This window comes from Syntrophomonas wolfei subsp. methylbutyratica (genome assembly GCF_001570625.1).
Lineage (GTDB): Bacteria > Bacillota > Syntrophomonadia > Syntrophomonadales > Syntrophomonadaceae > Syntrophomonas > Syntrophomonas methylbutyratica.
The window spans coordinates 53,599-71,321 of sequence record NZ_BBQT01000007.1 but is presented as its reverse complement, the minus strand read 5'-3'; the positions used below and the strand labels follow the sequence as shown (position 1 = coordinate 71,321).

The 17,723-nt window shown below is 44.2% G+C and carries 14 protein-coding genes and 1 riboswitch; all 14 genes read right to left on the bottom strand.

Annotated elements, in window-relative coordinates:
- Positions 1 to 29: 29 nt before the first annotated feature.
- The 14 genes from AWB54_RS07245 to AWB54_RS07180 all read right to left on the bottom strand — a co-directional run bounded on the left by AWB54_RS07245 (position 30) and on the right by AWB54_RS07180 (position 17,723).
- Positions 30 to 734 (bottom strand): 4Fe-4S binding protein, encoded by a 705-nt coding sequence (locus AWB54_RS07245; protein WP_268873639.1) that lies wholly within the window; start codon positions 732 to 734, stop codon positions 30 to 32.
- A gap of 210 nt (positions 735 to 944) precedes the next feature.
- A complete protein-coding gene (locus tag AWB54_RS07240; RefSeq protein ID WP_061213941.1) occupies positions 945 to 1,487 on the bottom strand; it encodes a molybdopterin-dependent oxidoreductase in 543 nt (180 codons plus the stop codon).
- Between the two features lie 58 nt (positions 1,488 to 1,545).
- Positions 1,546 to 2,163, bottom strand: a complete 618-nt coding sequence (locus AWB54_RS07235) for an FMN-binding protein (RefSeq protein WP_061213940.1) — start codon at positions 2,161 to 2,163, stop codon at positions 1,546 to 1,548.
- A gap of 132 nt (positions 2,164 to 2,295) precedes the next feature.
- Positions 2,296 to 3,420: a hypothetical protein gene (locus AWB54_RS07230; protein WP_061213939.1), complete on the bottom strand. Its 1,125-nt coding sequence runs from the start codon at positions 3,418 to 3,420 to the stop codon at positions 2,296 to 2,298.
- Positions 3,421 to 3,480: 60 nt separating this feature from the next.
- Complete coding sequence (locus tag AWB54_RS07225) at positions 3,481 to 4,383, bottom strand: FN3 associated domain-containing protein (protein ID WP_061213938.1); 903 nt, start codon at positions 4,381 to 4,383, stop codon at positions 3,481 to 3,483.
- A 67-nt stretch (positions 4,384 to 4,450) separates the two neighbouring features.
- On the bottom strand, positions 4,451 to 5,347 hold the full coding sequence (locus tag AWB54_RS07220) for an FN3 associated domain-containing protein (protein WP_061213937.1): 897 nt from the start codon (positions 5,345 to 5,347) through the stop codon (positions 4,451 to 4,453).
- A gap of 50 nt (positions 5,348 to 5,397) precedes the next feature.
- Positions 5,398 to 6,954 carry an S-layer homology domain-containing protein gene (locus AWB54_RS07215; protein ID WP_061213936.1) on the bottom strand — a complete coding sequence of 519 codons (1,557 nt, stop codon included), beginning with the start codon at positions 6,952 to 6,954 and terminating at the stop codon, positions 5,398 to 5,400.
- Between the two features lie 54 nt (positions 6,955 to 7,008).
- On the bottom strand, positions 7,009 to 7,326 hold the full coding sequence (locus tag AWB54_RS07210; RefSeq protein ID WP_061213935.1) for a DUF2149 domain-containing protein: 318 nt from the start codon (positions 7,324 to 7,326) through the stop codon (positions 7,009 to 7,011).
- Positions 7,319 to 7,957 carry a MotA/TolQ/ExbB proton channel family protein gene (locus AWB54_RS07205; protein WP_061213934.1) on the bottom strand — a complete coding sequence of 213 codons (639 nt, stop codon included), beginning with the start codon at positions 7,955 to 7,957 and terminating at the stop codon, positions 7,319 to 7,321. Before AWB54_RS07205 ends, AWB54_RS07210 begins: the two co-directional genes overlap by 8 nt.
- Positions 7,954 to 9,585, bottom strand: coding sequence for an FN3 associated domain-containing protein (locus AWB54_RS16275; RefSeq protein ID WP_061213933.1), 1,632 nt, complete (start codon positions 9,583 to 9,585; stop codon positions 7,954 to 7,956). The genes AWB54_RS07205 and AWB54_RS16275 overlap by 4 nt, the downstream gene beginning before the upstream one ends.
- Complete coding sequence (locus AWB54_RS07195) at positions 9,566 to 13,150, bottom strand: S-layer homology domain-containing protein (RefSeq protein ID WP_061213932.1); 3,585 nt, start codon at positions 13,148 to 13,150, stop codon at positions 9,566 to 9,568. Before AWB54_RS07195 ends, AWB54_RS16275 begins: the two co-directional genes overlap by 20 nt.
- A 64-nt stretch (positions 13,151 to 13,214) precedes the next feature.
- Entirely contained in the window at positions 13,215 to 14,480 is a 1,266-nt protein-coding gene (locus AWB54_RS07190; RefSeq protein ID WP_061213931.1) for a chitobiase/beta-hexosaminidase C-terminal domain-containing protein, read from the bottom strand.
- Positions 14,481 to 15,180: 700 nt separating this feature from the next.
- Positions 15,181 to 15,299, bottom strand: a riboswitch (molybdenum cofactor riboswitch).
- Between the two features lie 269 nt (positions 15,300 to 15,568).
- Positions 15,569 to 16,399 carry a DUF2889 domain-containing protein gene (locus AWB54_RS07185; protein ID WP_061213930.1) on the bottom strand — a complete coding sequence of 277 codons (831 nt, stop codon included), beginning with the start codon at positions 16,397 to 16,399 and terminating at the stop codon, positions 15,569 to 15,571.
- 325 nt (positions 16,400 to 16,724) lie between these two features.
- The gene (locus AWB54_RS07180) at positions 16,725 to 17,723 is read right to left on the bottom strand and encodes a lipoate--protein ligase (RefSeq protein WP_061213929.1); all 999 of its coding nucleotides are present in this window, start codon (positions 17,721 to 17,723) and stop codon (positions 16,725 to 16,727) included.

The following is a 17,723-nucleotide window of genomic DNA, read 5'->3' as shown; positions in this document are numbered from 1 at the left end:
TAACCAGACTAAAATTTGACGAAAAATCATTATCTGCCGGAGTCTTTAAAGTTAAGCCCATGTCCGGCGGAAATATTCCTTTTTCTGCAAGTTTTAACTTGCAGAGCCTGGGAGGGACAAAGCAAACAATCGTTACAACGCATACACTCTCTATGATTGGGAATCTGGTGGACGGGGATTTTGAATTTGCATGCTGCCTGGCATTGCTTACAGTCTATACACTTATCTGCATCAACCTCCAGGCGATACAAGCTAAAAGAATTAAAGCAGGAATAAATAGCACCCAGAGGGCAAAGATATCGACAAAAAGGCTTGAACATGAATAGAGCTAATATCAGTAATATTATTAGCAATAATAACTTCCACTGAAACCAGGGTCCTACAGTCGACATAAGAGATGGCCGAACCATCATAATAGGAATATGGGCTTCTAAAACCTCAACCGGGCAAAGGTACTTGCAAAAGGCCGTACTCATCCCGTAAGTCCCAAACCCGGGAAGTATAAGAACAAAAATCACCAGTACCACATACTTTAAGGATTCCAGCCGTTTAAGCCTTTCTTCCCAAGAAATCTTAGGCAAAGGTATTTTGAAAAGTAATTCCTGTATAAGACCGAAAGGGCAGAACCACCCACAGATAAACCGTCCCAGGGTTACGCCCACTAGAAGTAGAAAGCCTAAGATAAAAAAACTGTAATGGGCTGTTCCTATTCCGGCTATACTGGTTTGTAGCAAAGCTAAAGGGCATGAGAGCAGTGCCCCCGGGCAAGAACTACAATTAAGCCCCGGACAACAAATCTTTTTAAGATTCCCCAAATAAATGCTACCCTTAAAAAAGCCGATATAGTAACTATTAATCCCAATTGCGCTTATAAGCTGGACAACTCTTCTGATTTTACGCAAATAATAACCCTCCGTATTTTTGCGGCAAAGGCTAGTTCGGTTTTATTCCAGCTCTATCTCTGCCAAATAATTGGTAAAGCGCTGCCCGTATGGGTCATTCAGTATAATAATCCTCATGGTACCCTCTCTGCCACTTTTGCTTTTTAGGGCTTTGCCATTATCTGCATAAACCAGAAAAACATTGTTGCTTTCTAATACTTCCTCCATATTAAGGCCCGAAACATAGTTATCTACACCTCTAGTAATAACCCTGTTATAATTCTTAACAATAGCCGGGTCCATCTGGTTAAATACCTCGTAGAGAGCTACTCCAGTAAAATTATGTTTGCTCAGTCCGGCGGTTGAGTTTATTACCAGTTTTTTATTAACTGCTGGCAGTTTTTTCACCTCATCAATAGTTATTTCCCCAATGATATGGTCTCCAGCCTTTACCCTGATTCTGCCTTCTTCCAGTTTTTCTCCTTGCAAGTTAAAATAGCTGAATAAAATGATTGCAAACAGAAGAATGATTATTATAATAAACACTGGCTTATTGGATATTCTATATTGGGGTAGCGTAACAATTTCTTTCGGGTGCTTATTCATTTTGGCTCTATCCTCCGTATGATTCCGGTTATCTGCCCATTTCCAGGAGAAGCTTAGACTACTCACTTTCGGTAATAAAACCCTCTACATTAAGTGGTACCGCTTCAGCTTCGCTTCCCAGTACCAGTTCCCTATAAGCACCCATAGCCGCATTGACACCATTTAGCACTGCCTGGGTAGTAACGGTAGCACTGGTAATCTGTATGATCTCATTGGGGGCTTTGGCCTCCAATACAGCTTTTTCCAGGTAAATATCCACACTCTTGCCTTTAAAACGATCGGTAAACCACGTCTCCGCCAGCCATTCCCCCCATCCCGGTGTTTCATCCTGTTGCAGCACCTTAATACCAGCAATTTCGTCCTTTTCCCCATCAATTGCTACCATGATGTTGATTGGTGCCCGGTAGCCAATCGGACTGACCAGAAACACATAGTTTTCTTGCTCTTCATCGGCAACTACTTTGAACATCTTGTCAATGGCCGGAAATTTCCGCGCTGTTTCATCTTGGATCTCGATTGTCTCCACTTGTTTATCGCTTACGGAAGTAGATAATAATTGGTTTAGAATCGTAAGCTGCTGCTTGGGTATGGTTTTTTCTCGGGAACATCCTGTTATTCCCCAACACCCAATAATAATGGCAACTAAAACTATATAAGCTATCGCCCGTTTAAGCATAGTTCAACTCCTCAGTATTAAGCATTGATTCCACTGCAAAAAGTTATAAATATTCAAGATTGCATGAATATACCGCTCGCAGTCTACGCATGGGTAACACCTGCGGCTTGTCTCGCGCAGGGTCAGCATTGATTATTTTATTGAGCGGATACATAGAAGATTATCTACCGCCTGTAATCCTGTCCCTTCCTGCCATAAAACCAGGTAATTGCCATCATCCTCAATATGCAACAGGCCTTGGGACAAATCCTTACCGCTTACCGTGACACTCTCCCCATCCATACCAACTAATTCAAACTCTTTTTCTTCTATACCTTTCAGCTGAACTTCTTCCAAGATATCCTTCAGTACTATCCCCTTTATACCGCTAAAATCTTTTTCTCCCATAAGTTCTGCCATTTGCTCGGGGAATATTGCCGCATCAGCATTGGTGGAAAACCAAGCAATATGTTTTACGTTCATTCCCAGTTTGATATTGGGGCAAATATTCATAGGCGCACCTTCACCCGCTACCTTTATATAATAGTGCTTATTAACCATACTTAAAGCTTCGCTTTTGGTAAAGCCATCAGCTGACTTCATGGTAAAAAAGGCCCTGCCTTCCACCTGGTCAAAGCGGGAAAATATCTGGGCCAGTTCGATAGCATTATCTTTGCTTCCGTAGTATTCATAAGGATACGGTTCTATTCCCTGGGCCAGATTATTGAATATCCATACGGAAGTAATATCTTTTTTGGGTATGTCCTTATACAATATAATTTTGTCTACCATACGCACCCAGTATGGGCCGAATTCGTCAATAATACATAAGCGTGCTGGACGCATATTCTTAGGCAATTCCAATTGTTCATCAATGGCCAGGGCTAAAATCATCTCTCTATTGTTTATTATTTCCGGGGTTACCAGACAGTAATAGCCGTCCGTACCAATAATACCAAACCCCTTGAAATCCTTAACATCAATCCCTGCATGAGCCATAACATCACTAAAGTCAGGGCCTGCTGCGTGAAACTCTTCCATTTCTCCGGTTGCCCGTTGAAAACTACACTTGCTCTCTTTCTGAGGAAGTTGGCGCATCTCAGCTACTGTAATATCTTTGCTCTCTTCTATATCCCCCTCAATAATAATCTTTTGCTGTTCATACTCCTGATTACCGCTGCTCTTGCTACTTATAACCTGCTTTTCAGCACATCCTGTTAAAATAATACAAAATAAAAGTGCTATTAAGAAAAAATAGCTGGTTTTATTTAATTTCATTTAAACCCTCCCTTAATCTGCAATTAAGCATAATTTCCCCTATACTCCGCCAAAGTTTAACTAGTATCCTTCCACATCATAGGCAAAACTTGCTATCTGACTGTCGTTTTTTCCATATCCAACGGCAATAGCTTTGATGGTAACAGATTGCTTCACTACAAGCGGTTTATTTAATTCCGGTTGATAGTAAGTAGTACTGGGGTTATAAAGCAAGCTCTTCTCACTGGGGGAGCTTCCATCAGCGGTATAATATATCTTCACTTGATCCTGTTCACTATGATGCAAAACGATTTCCGTTCCAGGCTTTATCCTCCCCGGTGCCGGTGTAGCCCGGACCGTGCTCCATTGGCCAGGCGGCGAGGTTAACACTTCAATGACTGCCACATCTTTAACACAGACCTGGGCTTGCACATCATTTAATCCCTTTTGACCAAGAAGCAGGGTGAGCTTGCCGCCGGAGGCCTTGCTCAAATCCTTGCTTCCTTCTCGATGTTCCCAAGCCAGTATGGCTGGAACCTCCTGTGCCTCTTCCTCGCTACCTTCCATCAGCTTCGGATAGTAAAAGCGCTTCTCCTCCAGTTGTTGCCGGGTAAATACTGCAAAATACCCATCCACTGCCTGGAAACTTATCGTTTGCGCCTCATCCTTAATCCCCGCTTTTTTTAAAAGGTAGGATAGCTCAATCCCTCTGCCAAGCATATATTTTTTGCTCGGCCAGTTGTTTACTATTGAGTAGCATTGGCTGGTCTGAGCTTCCTCCATGTCCTTCAGTTCAGCCAGGGTAAAACGGCTAGGAGCCTTTACGCCATTTCCGCTTATGGTTAGGAAACCCGGTGTAATATCAGGCTTTTCAATTTTACCTCCACTCTCTGGTTTTTGCCCTTGACATGCTGCCAAAATATTTAGGCTGAGGAATAATAAGGCAAATATCAGTACCTTTCTTGTTTTGATTTGTCCCTTCATCAAGAACTTGCCATCTCCTCACTATTGCCACCAAGTACGTAAATTCAAACCAATACTAAAATATTTACTATTTAATCTGATAACGGTATTCAGCCATATCGCTGTCATACTTACCAAAACCCTTAACCACAACCTTGATGCAGGTATCCTGGTTTATAACTATAGGTTGGTTCAATTCTGGTTGATATGTACTAGGATTATAGAGTGTAGCATTTTCGCCCGGCATAGAACCATCAAGGGTATAGTACATCTTTACCTTTCCCATATGCTTATGTTGCAGTTTTACGCTATCCCCCTTCTTAATGTTCCCCGCCGGGGGATAAACAGTGGCTGCTTCCCATTTTCCCGGGTCATCTACAGTTACATGAATCTCACTAACCGCTTTTACAAAGCTATGCTGATTCTGTTCATTCACATAAGCCTGCGGCATGATCAGACATAGTCTATCCGCCCTGGCTTCACTTAATTGCTCACTATCTTCCATATATTCATAGGCGATTATTGGTTCTGCCAATTCCGCCCTGCTTGCTTCTCTTTCCCTAACCCCGGGGAAATAGAATCTTTTCGTTTCCAGCAACTGTTCCCGGGTATATGAACACTCATAGCCATCTTCACCCTTAACCAGGATGCATTTAGCCTCATCCTTAATTCCGGCAGCTTTTAGTATCTCCGATATTTTTACTCCCCTGGCTACCAATATCTTTTCATTGGGCCAGTTATTGATTAGTGAATAGCGATGTTCAAAATGAGCATTCGGCAATTCCAGCATCTGGCTTAAGGACATACGGCTTTCTTTCATAAGTCCGTTTCCGGTAAAATATACGACCTCCTCACGGGTAGTATTGCCAGCTTGCCCCGAGGGGGTATGCCCACCGCTACTGCAGCCGAATATAGAAAGAATGCAGCCAATTATAATCATCCCCAGTATAATACCAACTGCTTGGAAAAAGCTTTTTTGTTTCATCACTTACCTCTTCCTGTAAAACTAATTTAAACTGAAGAATACTCGAGTCATTATTTTAAAGTCAATGCATTTACAATTACTGTAACCGCCTCGGCTCTAGTAGCACTTCCCTGGGGGCGGATAGTATTGTCGGGATATCCCTTCATAATCCCGCTTTGGTTAGCAGCAAGCACCGCTTCTTTAGCCCATTCCGAAATGCTGGCGCTGTCAGCAAAGTGCATTGCTTCAGCTTTCAGCAGAAGTTTAGATGCCTTGCTAATCATTACTGCCATCTGCTCGCGAGTTATCAGCTTGTCTGGACCAAAATTTTCAGCATCATAACCACTTACTACGCTGCTGGCTGTTGCCTGTGAAATATATTCTTTAGCCCAGTGTTGCTCACTATCCGCGAAAACCTTGCCGCCCTGCTTTTGCAAATTAAAAGCTTTGACCAGCATAGTGGCAAATTCAGCTCTAGTTATGGTGTTATCAGGCCTAAAGCTACCATCCGGATAACCACCGGCAATACCAGAAGCTATGAGTTCATTAATATTCTTTTGCGCCCAGTGATTCTGAACATCAGTTAGAGTAGCCTTTGGTTCTGATTGGAGCGGCTTTTCTAAGGCTTGATCTGGATAATTTGTCTCTTCATTTGGTGCAACTATGCTAGTTTCACTTGCCGGCTTGCTGACTGGAACTGTATAGGTAAAAGCAGCTACATCGCTATTCTCCTTGCCGGGACCAATAGTTATGGCTTTAATAGTGGTATTTTCATTTATAGGGCCTATAGGGTGATTATAAGTGCCAAGAATATCTGCCCGGGCTGACCACCAACGTTTAGCAATCCAATTGTAGATGGGGCTATTCAAGTTGGGGGTACTGCCATCAGTTGTGTAATATATCTTATCATCATCCATGCGGGCTGTACTTAAGGCTATCATGGTTCCTGCAGAAACCTCCCCACTGCCGGGGTTGGCCTGGGGACTGTCCCATTTTGGCACTTCACTTGTTAGTACTTCAATTTTATTTAAATATTTTACAAAGGCATTCCCGGTTTGCTCTGTAACTGCCCGCTGCCCCATCATTAGTACCAGGGTGTTTAAATCACTCATATAATTAGGATTATTGCTGCCCTCAACGCTTATTAGAGCGATAATAGGTTCTACTAGTTCTGCACCTTGGGAAGAGCCGACTATGTTTCCTTCACCATCGCGGTTTTGATTATCATTAAAATGCGGGAAATAATAGCGCTTGTCTTCTAATAATTCCTTTACCGTAAGCGTCATTGTATAGCCATCCTGCGAAGTAAATTTAAGTAATCGGGCATCGTCTTTTATCCCAACCAACGAAAGTAGTTCACTTAAGTGAACCCCTTTTCCAACATACCATTTCTTGCTGGGCCAAGTATTGATTGAACTATAAACCTGCTGATATTGCGGCATCTCTTCAAGCTGAGCCCGGGTAAAGGTAGTCGGATTCTTGACTCCATCTCCACAAATCTCGAGTGAGTTTGATGGAGCTGCCAGAACAGCGGAAGTTCCTAGACATTCGAATAAGACAAATAACAACAGTAGTGCTAAAAGACTTATTAGGGAATGATAAACAGCTTTATTCTTAATTACCTGCATAATTATACTCTCCTTCCATAAATAATTTCCTAAATTTCAGCTTCTTGCTAACATTTACTCCGTAAGCAGAAAGAGTTTTCCGGTATGCGGGTCTTTATAAACTGTACCCATCTTTTCATATAGTTGCCCCTTTCCCTCAGATTTGGTTAAGTCCTCCCGGATATCGGTATTTTCCGTTACTTCCTGGCCCTTTTGGACATCGATGCGATTTCCTGGCTGAACCAGATCAACATTCCAGCGGATAACTAGAGACAGCATTAAGCCGCAGGCAAAAACCAGCATAGCATCAACAATATTTATAGCACCTTCCAAGGGACTTACCTCTTCATTCAAAGTTCTATATCTTCTCCTTCTCCTCAAACCTTCATTCACGTTCCAGCACCTCCAACAGGCTTTCCATTAACGCTTCCAGACCAGCCAAGTAATCTTCATACCACCTTTTGCGGAGTTGGGATATGGCATATGCCACACCAGCAGCAGCCAGTCCAGTAACGGTAGCATCAAAGGCAATCAGTAGTGAATCTGCCAGAGTTTTGGTATCACCCTGGCCAAGGGCAATGAGACCTGGTCCCAGTGGGATAAGGGTTGCCATCAAACCAAACATGGGACCAAGGCGGGCTACCAGATCGGTTCGGGAAGTTATACGAGCATAATACAGTTCCTCATCACTAAGCAAACGACGGGCCAGGGCCTGGCGGGAAACGCCGGGCAAATCATTATATTTCAGGAGCTCGCTTAAAGCTGCTTTTTGTCGCCTTAGCAAACTACTATTCATGATCTCATCTCTAATCCCCTCAAAGTCTTTTTCCTTGAAGGCATTCAATAATTCTGGAATGTTAACTTTGCTCCGGCGGCGTTCACCCAGGGCTTCTACCAGTAAGCTACCCATTTCAATAATAACCAGGGCTACAAATAATAATAAAATAATAAGGGTCGGTACCAGCAAGCCATAGGCTATGATATGCATGGATCCTTTGAGGGGTATTAAAAACGATTCGGTCATCCGGCTACCTCCTTCGTATATTCGATGTATTTATTTATGGCACCAAAAATAAATAAGCTTAAGTAAACTAGCAGGATATAGATGCTCCATATTTTTGTTTCCATCTGCAACTGCAATGCAACCGTATCCACTTTTAGCTCATATATTTGCCCTCCTGGATCTTGGGGCTGGACAGCAATATCAGTTCCAGCAGTATCATCCTTCTTGGCCAGGTACTCCCAATTAGCGTCTGTTGTAGCTGCTATTGGGGGCTCCGGGGTATCACTACTACTGTCCACACTGGCTGCAATACGCTCCTTTTCTGGCTGGTAGAGCGGATCATCTTGTGGGACCGGCAATACCTCCGGGTTCTGTTGCGTTCCCACCTGGCTCTCAGAGTTGCTGCTCTGGGGAGGAAGACTTGGACTGCTTACTCCCGCACTGGCATTAACCATACAGCTAGCCGTAAATCTGCCATCTTTTGTTTTTGCAGTGATGGTAGCCGTCCCTTGACCAACAACTGTTACCCAACCATGGTTATCAACTGCAGCTACCCGAGTGTCGCTTGAGCTCCAGATTAAACCCTGCTCAGTATTATTATCTGAATCAAGTATTGCTGTTAACTCAATGACACTGTCAATTTTAAGATTAACCAGCTTCTCATCGAGACTAAGCCCAGAGGGCGAAGCTGACTTTACCGGAGCATCCTCATCCTTTAAGCCAGGTTGATAGGTAAAGGTAACCACATCACTGTCCTCTTTACCAGGGCCAATGGTTATGGCCTTAATAATGGTATCCTTTTTAATCTCTATCGGCTTATTAATCTCGTTTAAACTATCCGGGCGTTGGCTCCACCATCGACTGGCGCTCCAGTTAAATATAGGGCTGTTTATAGTTGGGGTGCTTCCGTCCGTAGTATAATAAATCTTGTCAGTATCATTACGCTTATTGCTCAATTCAATTAAGGTTCCTTCAGCTACCTTTCCACTGCCTATATTGGCCCTGGGTGCATCCCATTTTGACGGTTTAGAAGTCAGCACCTCGATTTTGCTTATGTATTTTAGAAATATACTATTGGTCTGCTCGCTTACTGCCCGTTGTCCACATACCAACAATAGCGCATCCATATCATTCATATCAGCGGGATTCTTACTACTCTCAGCACTTAAAAGGGCCAGAATAGGCTGCACTTCAACCGCATCCCTTGGAGAACCCGGTATGGTTCCATCGTTTACACTATTATCCTGGAAATAGGGGAAATAATAGCGCTTGTCCTTGAGCAATTCTTTCACTGTCAGCGTAACTGAATAACCATCACTAGAAGTAAATACAATTAATTGGGCATTTTCTTTTAAACCCGCTAAAGCTAGTAAATCCTTTAGTTTGACCCCCTGGGCTACATAGAGTTTCTTGCTGGGCCAGGTATTAATAGTACTGTAGACATGCTGATATTGCTCCATTTCCTGCAAATCACTTAAGGTTAAGCTCAGCGGATTTGCTACTCCATCTCCAGTGATTTCAAGCCCGGATGCTGCTTCAGCGGGGCTTAACAGAGGGAGCAGGTTAAATGATATAGATAACAATAGTAAAGCAAAACCCATTACGAAAAATTGGTAGAAACACTTATTCTTAATGGCTGGCGTTGACACCTCCCCCTTTAACAATAACGGTAACCGCTTCGGCTCTGGTAGCAAAGTCCTGAGGCCGGAAGGTATTATCCGGATATCCCTTCATTATTTCTTTTTCAGCCATTATTGCAACAGCAGCCCGAGCCCATACGGAAATGCGGGCCTGATCACTAAAGGGAATTAACTCAAACCCGGAATTTAGCTCAGATATACGGGAAATTATCACTGCCATCTGCTCGCGAGTAATAGGATCGTCCGGGCCAAAGCTCGCAGCATTATAACCGCTTATCAGTCCATAAGCTGCCGCTATAGCAATATAATCTTTGGCCCAGTGTGATTCGGTATCAGCAAATACCTCGGAACCCTTGTTTTGCAATTTCAGGGTTTTGACCAACACCGTAGTAAACTCCGCTCGGCTAATAGTTTTATCGGGTTGAAAACTACCGTCTGGATATCCGGCTATAGCCCCTGCCGCCACTAGTTTTTCAATATCCTTTTGCGCCCAATGTCCTTGGATATCACTTAGTTTTACCATCGGTATCACTATATCTGCTTTCTTCTGTTCTTCCTTTTTGCCCTTGTCAGCCACCATAACGGCAAATTTGGTAAAGTGATCCACCTCTAACTCTATAGAATTAGCGGATATAGTTCCACCAATTTTTTGCCATTGTGATTTCGATTCATCATAGTAGTATATAGCTGGATTTTCCTTGCTTTCTAGTTTACTGGAATCAAAACTGAGCTTTACAAGCACCTTCTTGGCAAAGCTATAGCTATTCTGACCGCCCACACTAAACTCATATACTCCTCCGAGCAGTTTTAAACCAGCGGGTACAGAGGGAGGGTTAATTACTCTTTCTATCTTCACTTCCACCGCCCCGCTCTCTTTCAGAGCATAGGCTGGTATTCTAATACTAGCCTCAGTACCCAAATTAACTACACCACCATTACTGGGTATAACTTTTCCAATCGTTTCTATATCAGCTTTCTTCAGCTTGTAGGAGAAGGTGACTACATCACTATCCATCTTGCCAGGACCGATCGTTATTGCCTTGATAGTTGTGTCGCGGGTAATTTCTATGGGATGATTTATTGTGTCCAATACATCTGCCCGGCTTGATTGCCAGCGGCTGGCTATGGGATTATACATCAAGCTGTCTATAGTGGGCGAACTTCCGTCAGTGGTATAGTAAATCTTATCATCATCCATGATGGCACTGCTTAATCTAACTCTGGTCCCAAGACTTACCTCTCCACTGCTGGGATCGGCCTGTGGATTATCCCACTTCGATGGACTAGTATTAATAACCTCAATCTTATTTATTTTCTTTACAAACAACTGCGCATTTTGTTCGTGCACTGCACGCTGTCCGATCATTAACAAGAGGGAATCAACCTCACTCATATAAGCAGGATTATCAGTACCCTCCGCACTTCTCAAGGCGATAATTGCATCTACCGCCCGCGCTCCGTTGGCAGACCCACGGATATGTCCCTGGCTGCTATCCCCATCCATAAACTGGGGAAAAACATAGCGCTGCTCCTGTATTAGTTCTCTGGTGGTAAGTAGTATGCTATAACCATCAACAGAAGAGAATCTAATCATTCCAGCCGTATCTCTTAACCCCGCTTCATTAAGTAAATCTTTTAATAAAGGGCCTTCTCCTATATACCATTTCTTACTAGGCCAGGTGTTTATAGCACTGAAAACTACTTGACTTTTATTCTTGGCTAACAAATCATCCTGGGTAAGCTTAAGCTCATTTCTTACTCCACTTCCGCTAATGGTAAGGATAACCTCTCCCACCGGTTTGGCAGCATCGCCTGCTTTTACTTTGAACTTTCCCAGGATAGTAGCTGGCAGGCCTCCCCCTTCCAGGATGATGTTATAGCTGCCTACCTCGGCTTTGGCATTAAGGGTAAAGCTGCTTTCGAACTGGCCGGCCGTTACCTGGAGCTCCAGGGGTCCATAAATGCTCTCTCCCCGAGGATTCTTCACCTGAATCCTAACACTATTCCAAGGAGCATTTACCGTTCCCTTGACAGTAATTTGCTGTCCTTGTTGAAACTCCTGGCCATCATGAGGGCTGTTCAGCGTTACCGTGGCTAATATATTCTGTGTTGTAGCAGCGTCCTCGTAACCAGTAGCTTTTATTTCTATGTTATATTCTTTGGCACTGCTAAATAAATCCCCGGCAATGGTGATTTTCCCGGGGAGATCCAACGAATATTGTCCGGGGGTTAGCGCCACACCATCAAGCTTTATCTCATTAATAGCCAAGCGCCAGTCAGCATCATCAATAAAGTTAAGTTGGACAGGCTGTCCCACTATTTTACCTGCAACATCGGGAACTAACCTAGGTGCAGACTTGAGGGTCTTATTTATTGTATAGCTTTCGATCAACCCGCCATCAGCTCTTTTGGCCGTCAGGGTTAAAGATTTACCCTCTATATCAATCAGCTGGTAGTTACTGCCACTGTCTTCCCGGGCAATATAGGGAAAACCTTGACCGGGAATATAGGTCTTGGCCCCGGCATTGCCCATTACATATATAATTCCGTATCTTCCCAGATCACTTTGTATCTCTCCTTGGAAAATAGGATGAGTTCTCATATACTGATGCTGATGTCCTACAAAAACCATATCCACCCGGTTCTGCTCTAGTATAGGCACCCAGTTGGCAATTATCGACTGGTCAATCCCTTTATAGTCAGGAGAGGCTGGATAAGCTGGATGATGAAAAAGCGCAAATTTCCAAGTCTGCTTACTATTTTGCAGATCCGTATGCAACCATTGTTTGGCTTTTTCATTACGGTTATTATTGCTGTTAAGAACCACGAAATGAGCATTTCCATAATCAAAGGAGTAGAATTCCTGTTCCAGCCCTGCCGGGCCATCATCTGGCAAGGCAAAAAAGTTCTTATACATAGTACCATCGTGATTCCCCAGAGTCGGCATCAAGGGAATACGCGAAAAAACTCCGCTTGCAGCGTCAAGAAATTCTCCCCACTCCATTTCATCAGCATCATTATTGGTTAAATCTCCTCCTAAAAGGGAAAAGCGCAAACGGGGGTTCTCCTGATATAATGCATTCAACATCCTCCCCCAGCCAAGATATCCTGATTGCACATCGCCCATATACAGAAAGGAAAATTTATCTGTATCATCCGCCGTTGAAAAAAAGTAAGGTTCGGTCCAGCAGCCTTCCTTGCCCAGCCGGTAAATATAATCTGTATCCGGTGTCAAATGACGGATGTTTATTGAATAGCGGTAATATCTGCTATCAAATTTGGTCGCTTCTGCCTCTACTTGTTGGGCGGAATCAAAACTGCCATTAAAACTGCTTTTTGCCTGGAATTGCAGCTGCCCCAGTGAATCGTCTGCCCCCAACCAGGTAATGGTCTGTGAGGTGAGTGGATCACTAGTCCAGCTTAATATGATTTGCTCCGGCTTGGCCACTTCTTCAGCCAGGGCCGCTGGAGAAAATAGACAGCAAAAAGAAAGGAGCAAAAATATAGCCAGTACTATGCTGCCCCCCGTTGTCGACGAGATATTTCCTAATTTGTTATGAAATCCCCTTTTCATATTCTATACCTCTCCCATATTTAGTATCTTGATATTGTTTTTAAAGGTAGTGATAATATCGTTCCTACTGCCATATAAGCGGATTGGAATCATGGGTATTGCTTAAATCATCCAAAAGGTAAACCTTGACCAGATCTCCAGGCATTACATTAAACCCGGCCTGTGCTGTCTTAAGCAAATCAAAATCAGCTCTTGTGCTATTAATATTTATCTGCCTGCCCTTCCTCCAATGGGTAAAAACAACGGTTTCTTCCCCCTGGTGAGCAGTTATGGGTGTAATGTTAACCGTAAAGTATTTTAAGCCACTTATGCCACTATTAACGGTCATAGTCGGAACACCATCCGCCGTAGTTTGCACAGTATAGGTATTTTGAGCTACAGGTGTAAGAATGTATTGCGGCGGTTTTGGGTTAGAAACCTGATAATTGAATGTGACTATATCACTATCAAACTTGCCAAAGCCTATAGCTACCGCCTTTATAACCGTATCCTCGTTTATCTCAATAGCTTGGTTAATTGTCGCCAGTTGATCAGAGTGATTGTTCCACCATCTTTTTTTAATCCAGTTATACATCGGGCTTCTAAAGGTTGGATCGCTACCATCGATGGTATAGTAAATGCTGTCACCATCCATATCCGGAGTAGTGAGTTCCACCTTGCTTCCTGCTATGACACTGCCAGCAGCCGGTGTTGCAACGGGGTTTTCCCATTTGGCGGGACTGGCGGTAGATACCTCAATTGTCATTACCTTTTTCACATGAGCATGATTCGTTTGCTCACTAACCCACCTCTGCCCCATCATCAAAACAGGTGCATTTATGCTATTAATATTGTTAAAGTTATCCCCTTCTGCACTTGCCAGGGCCAGGATCGTATCCACCCTGACTGCTCCCTCTGGCGATCCCGTTATGTAACCGGCGTAGGCATGATTATCCTTCAACCCGGGATAATAATAACGAGTATCATCCAGCAGTTCCTTCCGAGTATAGGTCACTTTGAAGCCATCTGTAGCGGTAACAATGATTAAACTAGCTTCGTCTTTAATCCCGGCCAGGTTTAACAGCTCAGCTAATTTTACTCCTCTGGCTACCAGAAGTTTCTTGGTAGGATAAGTACTAATCGTAGAGTATTTTGCCTCCAGCTGGCTCATAGCCTCTAATTGTACCTGGGTAAAAGTAGTCGGGGTGCTAACCCCATCTCCAGTGACTGTTAGCGATATTTCTTCTGCCCCAACTACTTCAGGCATTAGCAGAACACTGGATAGGATAATAAGGGCCAGAGACAAAGCGATAGCAGATAATGTTTTCCAGGTTCTTTCTCTTGTCGTCATTAACGGAAGCACTTCCTTTCACCAAAAAAATCCTTTTGCAATAAGTCCAAGCGTTATGCTAGGGCACTTCTACCCCATCCGGCTTAGGGAAAAACCCCGGTTTGGAAGCCGCGTCCAGTATGAAGCAAAAAAAACAGCAGAAAGCAACCGCCCATAAAAAAATCCCCCGGACGGTAATAGTACTTTCTGCAGTAATCTTCTCTTAACCTCTCCCAATCCCATTCTCAAAGTAAGTTCTCCCCAAGCAAGCTTATCTCTCTATACTATATGCAATGCAGTTAGAACAAGGGGTGTTGAAACTGCTCCGCAGTTTCTTCCGATTCTTAAATACTAGAATCCGTTCTATGATATCTCTGGCTTGATTTGGCCGTAATCCCCTGTGCACATGGATATTCCAACTGTGCACCTTATCAGCATAATCCCTCCTATCTTTTTTCTAAATAATATTCGATTCGCTTTACTCTTTTCCATCTTATTCTATGGAAAACATCTCTTTTCAAAGTGATCTCCATAGAGGCCTTCTAAGGTTTTGAAGGGTTCGGTTTTTCAAGTAACAATATTGCTTTTAACGCCGCAATGTATAATAAAACGGCTGCAAAAAACAAAATACCTGGCAAAAAGGTTTACCAGGTTTGGTTTTATATTAAGCGCAGAAATATACAAGCACAGGGTTAATTAGTAATGGAATTAACCTGCTATGTAAGCGCATTTGATTTCTCCTTTCCACCATGGGAGGCCCGGCCGTTTCCCGCCGTACCCTACAGGCCTGAAACCCTTAGTGTTATTACCAGGTTTTCAGGCTCGGAGTATATTTAGTTTTATTTAAGTAGCACTATTAAGCTCATTCGTCATGTTTATGAAATATCCTGCATTTATTTGCATATATTTCTATACTAATTCTAGTAGACTATTTCTTTAAATAATAAACCAGAAAAAGCTCTCTTTCCATCCTACCTCGCTTCGTGCCTTCCCCGGATATGACTTCCTCAGTGTAGTGTCCAAGAAAGATCAAGCCTTCCCAAAAACATTTCTATTGTCGGGTTTTGCAGCAATAGTTCCAGCGAATTTTAAGACTTTAACACTGATTGCTAGCCTACATCCAACATATAAAGTTCCAGCATTCGGGCACTATCATAAAGCAAATCAATAAGATGTACACAGCCTTGACCGGCTCCCAGCAGCCGGGCCAGCTCTTTCTTGGGCTTTCCCGCCAGCGTATGCCCGATAACATTGGCCAGTTGCCCTGTTGACTCCCGGCAAACCTCGTCAGGCACCCGGGGCATATCCGCCCAGGCCTGGCTGAGCTTCATATCCTGATCCAGCTCCAGGCAAGCTGCCATATGGTGGAATGAATCTATTATGCTGCCATTTATCCGATAAGTCCCATTATCCTCCCGGAAAAGCTGCTGGGTTTTGCAGCGGTCAAAAAGCCTTGTCTCCCGGCTGAACGCTCCGATAAAATCACCCCAGGATACCTTGACCCGTTCCAGGTGGCTGTAATAGCGGCAGGAACCACGATAAAATTCCTCCCAGGCCCGGGTATATTGAGCCGCATCATTATAACCCCTCTCCCGGTAGAGGAATGACTCAGCCTGTACTACTGCTATCACCGTATCATTGACCAGGGAGCGCTCCAGTTCATCCTCGACACTTCGCAGGGCCTGCCGCAGTTCCGGCCCGCTGCCCAGGTAAGCCTTCACCCCTTTTAGAGCCTGGAGCTCTTCCCGGCTATCCGCCATCATCCCCGGTCGCCCCAGGCGCAGCAGCCAGGCTTCCTTTATATCCAGGCTCTCTGCCTCTATCCGCAGTACTATTTCCCGTTCCATCCGTGTATCCAGGTAAGTGGTCCTGGCTATTATGAACTTTTCATCTAACCGCTCCACAAAACTGTGCCAGAAACGCTGAAAAAGAAATTCCACCCATCATCCCTCCTTTGGAAACTTACAGCCTATTCTATCACAAACCGGAATAATTTCTCCTCTTCAAGCGGGACAAGGGAAGCAGGACAAGGGGACGTTTCGTTTGTCTCATGAGAAGCAGGACAAGGGGACGTTTCGAGACCACTGAAAAAGTATCATAAATATCATCCTGAGGAGCTGCAGGCGACGAAGGATCTCTTTTGGAAGTCCGTAATATTGGGACTTTAGCTAACGAGATTCTTCGCTATCGCTCAGAATGACACGCAAAAGAGCACTTTTTCAGCAGTCTCGGACGTTTCGTTTGTCTCATGAGTATTACTAACAACTATGGCAAGTGCCGTACCCCCATTAAATCCATGAAATCCTCTTCGCTGATAAAGGGGAAATATTGTTCCAGCCTGTTCCCTGCCAGGCAGCGGCTTATGGCCTCCCGGCGGTAGGGCAAGCCGGAAAGGGAGCGGCAAAGCTCATCAATATCCCCCGGGGAAAAGAAGTCTCCAAAAATACGGGCTTCTCTGATTACTCCCGCTTGTACTTCCAGGAAAATATCGACTTTTCCCCAGTCAAAACGGCGGCTGCGCTTGATATTATAGGCCGGAGAATGACCAAAATTCCATTCCCAGCTGCAGTATTTCTCCAACCGCAGTTTTTCCACTGCCCGTATATCATCCAGCTTTAGTTCATATTCTCCATCCAGTCCATAGTATTCCCGCACCATCTCCCGGAGTAACTCCTTGAATTCCTTAAGGCTGAACGGAGCAGTCAAGTGCTCAGCTATATTAGTTACCCGGCTCCTCACCGATTTAACCCCGTGGGAGCTGATTTTATCCTCAGCTACCGCCAGAGCCTGTTCCATATTCTCCAGATTGACCTCAAAGAGAAGGGTTCCATGGTGTAAAACCCGCTCCCGCTGGCGAAATTGAGCATTGCCAGAGAATTTCCTGCCATCGATGGTCAAATCGTTGCGCCCGGTAAAAGAAGCAGTAATACCCATTCGTTCCAGAGCCTTTATCACCGGCACGGTATAGCGGGCAAAATCCAGTTCCCGCTCCGCTTGCTCCAGGATAAAAGTAAAGTTAAGGTTGCCCAGGTCATGGTAGACCGCTCCACCACCGGAAAGGCGGCGTACCACGGCAATACCTTTTTCCCGAGTAAATTCCATATTTATCTCTTCCCGGGTATTCTGGTTGCGCCCCACCACCACTACCGGGATATCCTGCCAGAGCATAAAAAGCGGCCCCAGATCCTGCCGCTGCATAAACAAGTATTCTTCCAGGGCTAGGTTGAAATAGGGATCACAGGAATCGTTCTTCACATAAAGCAC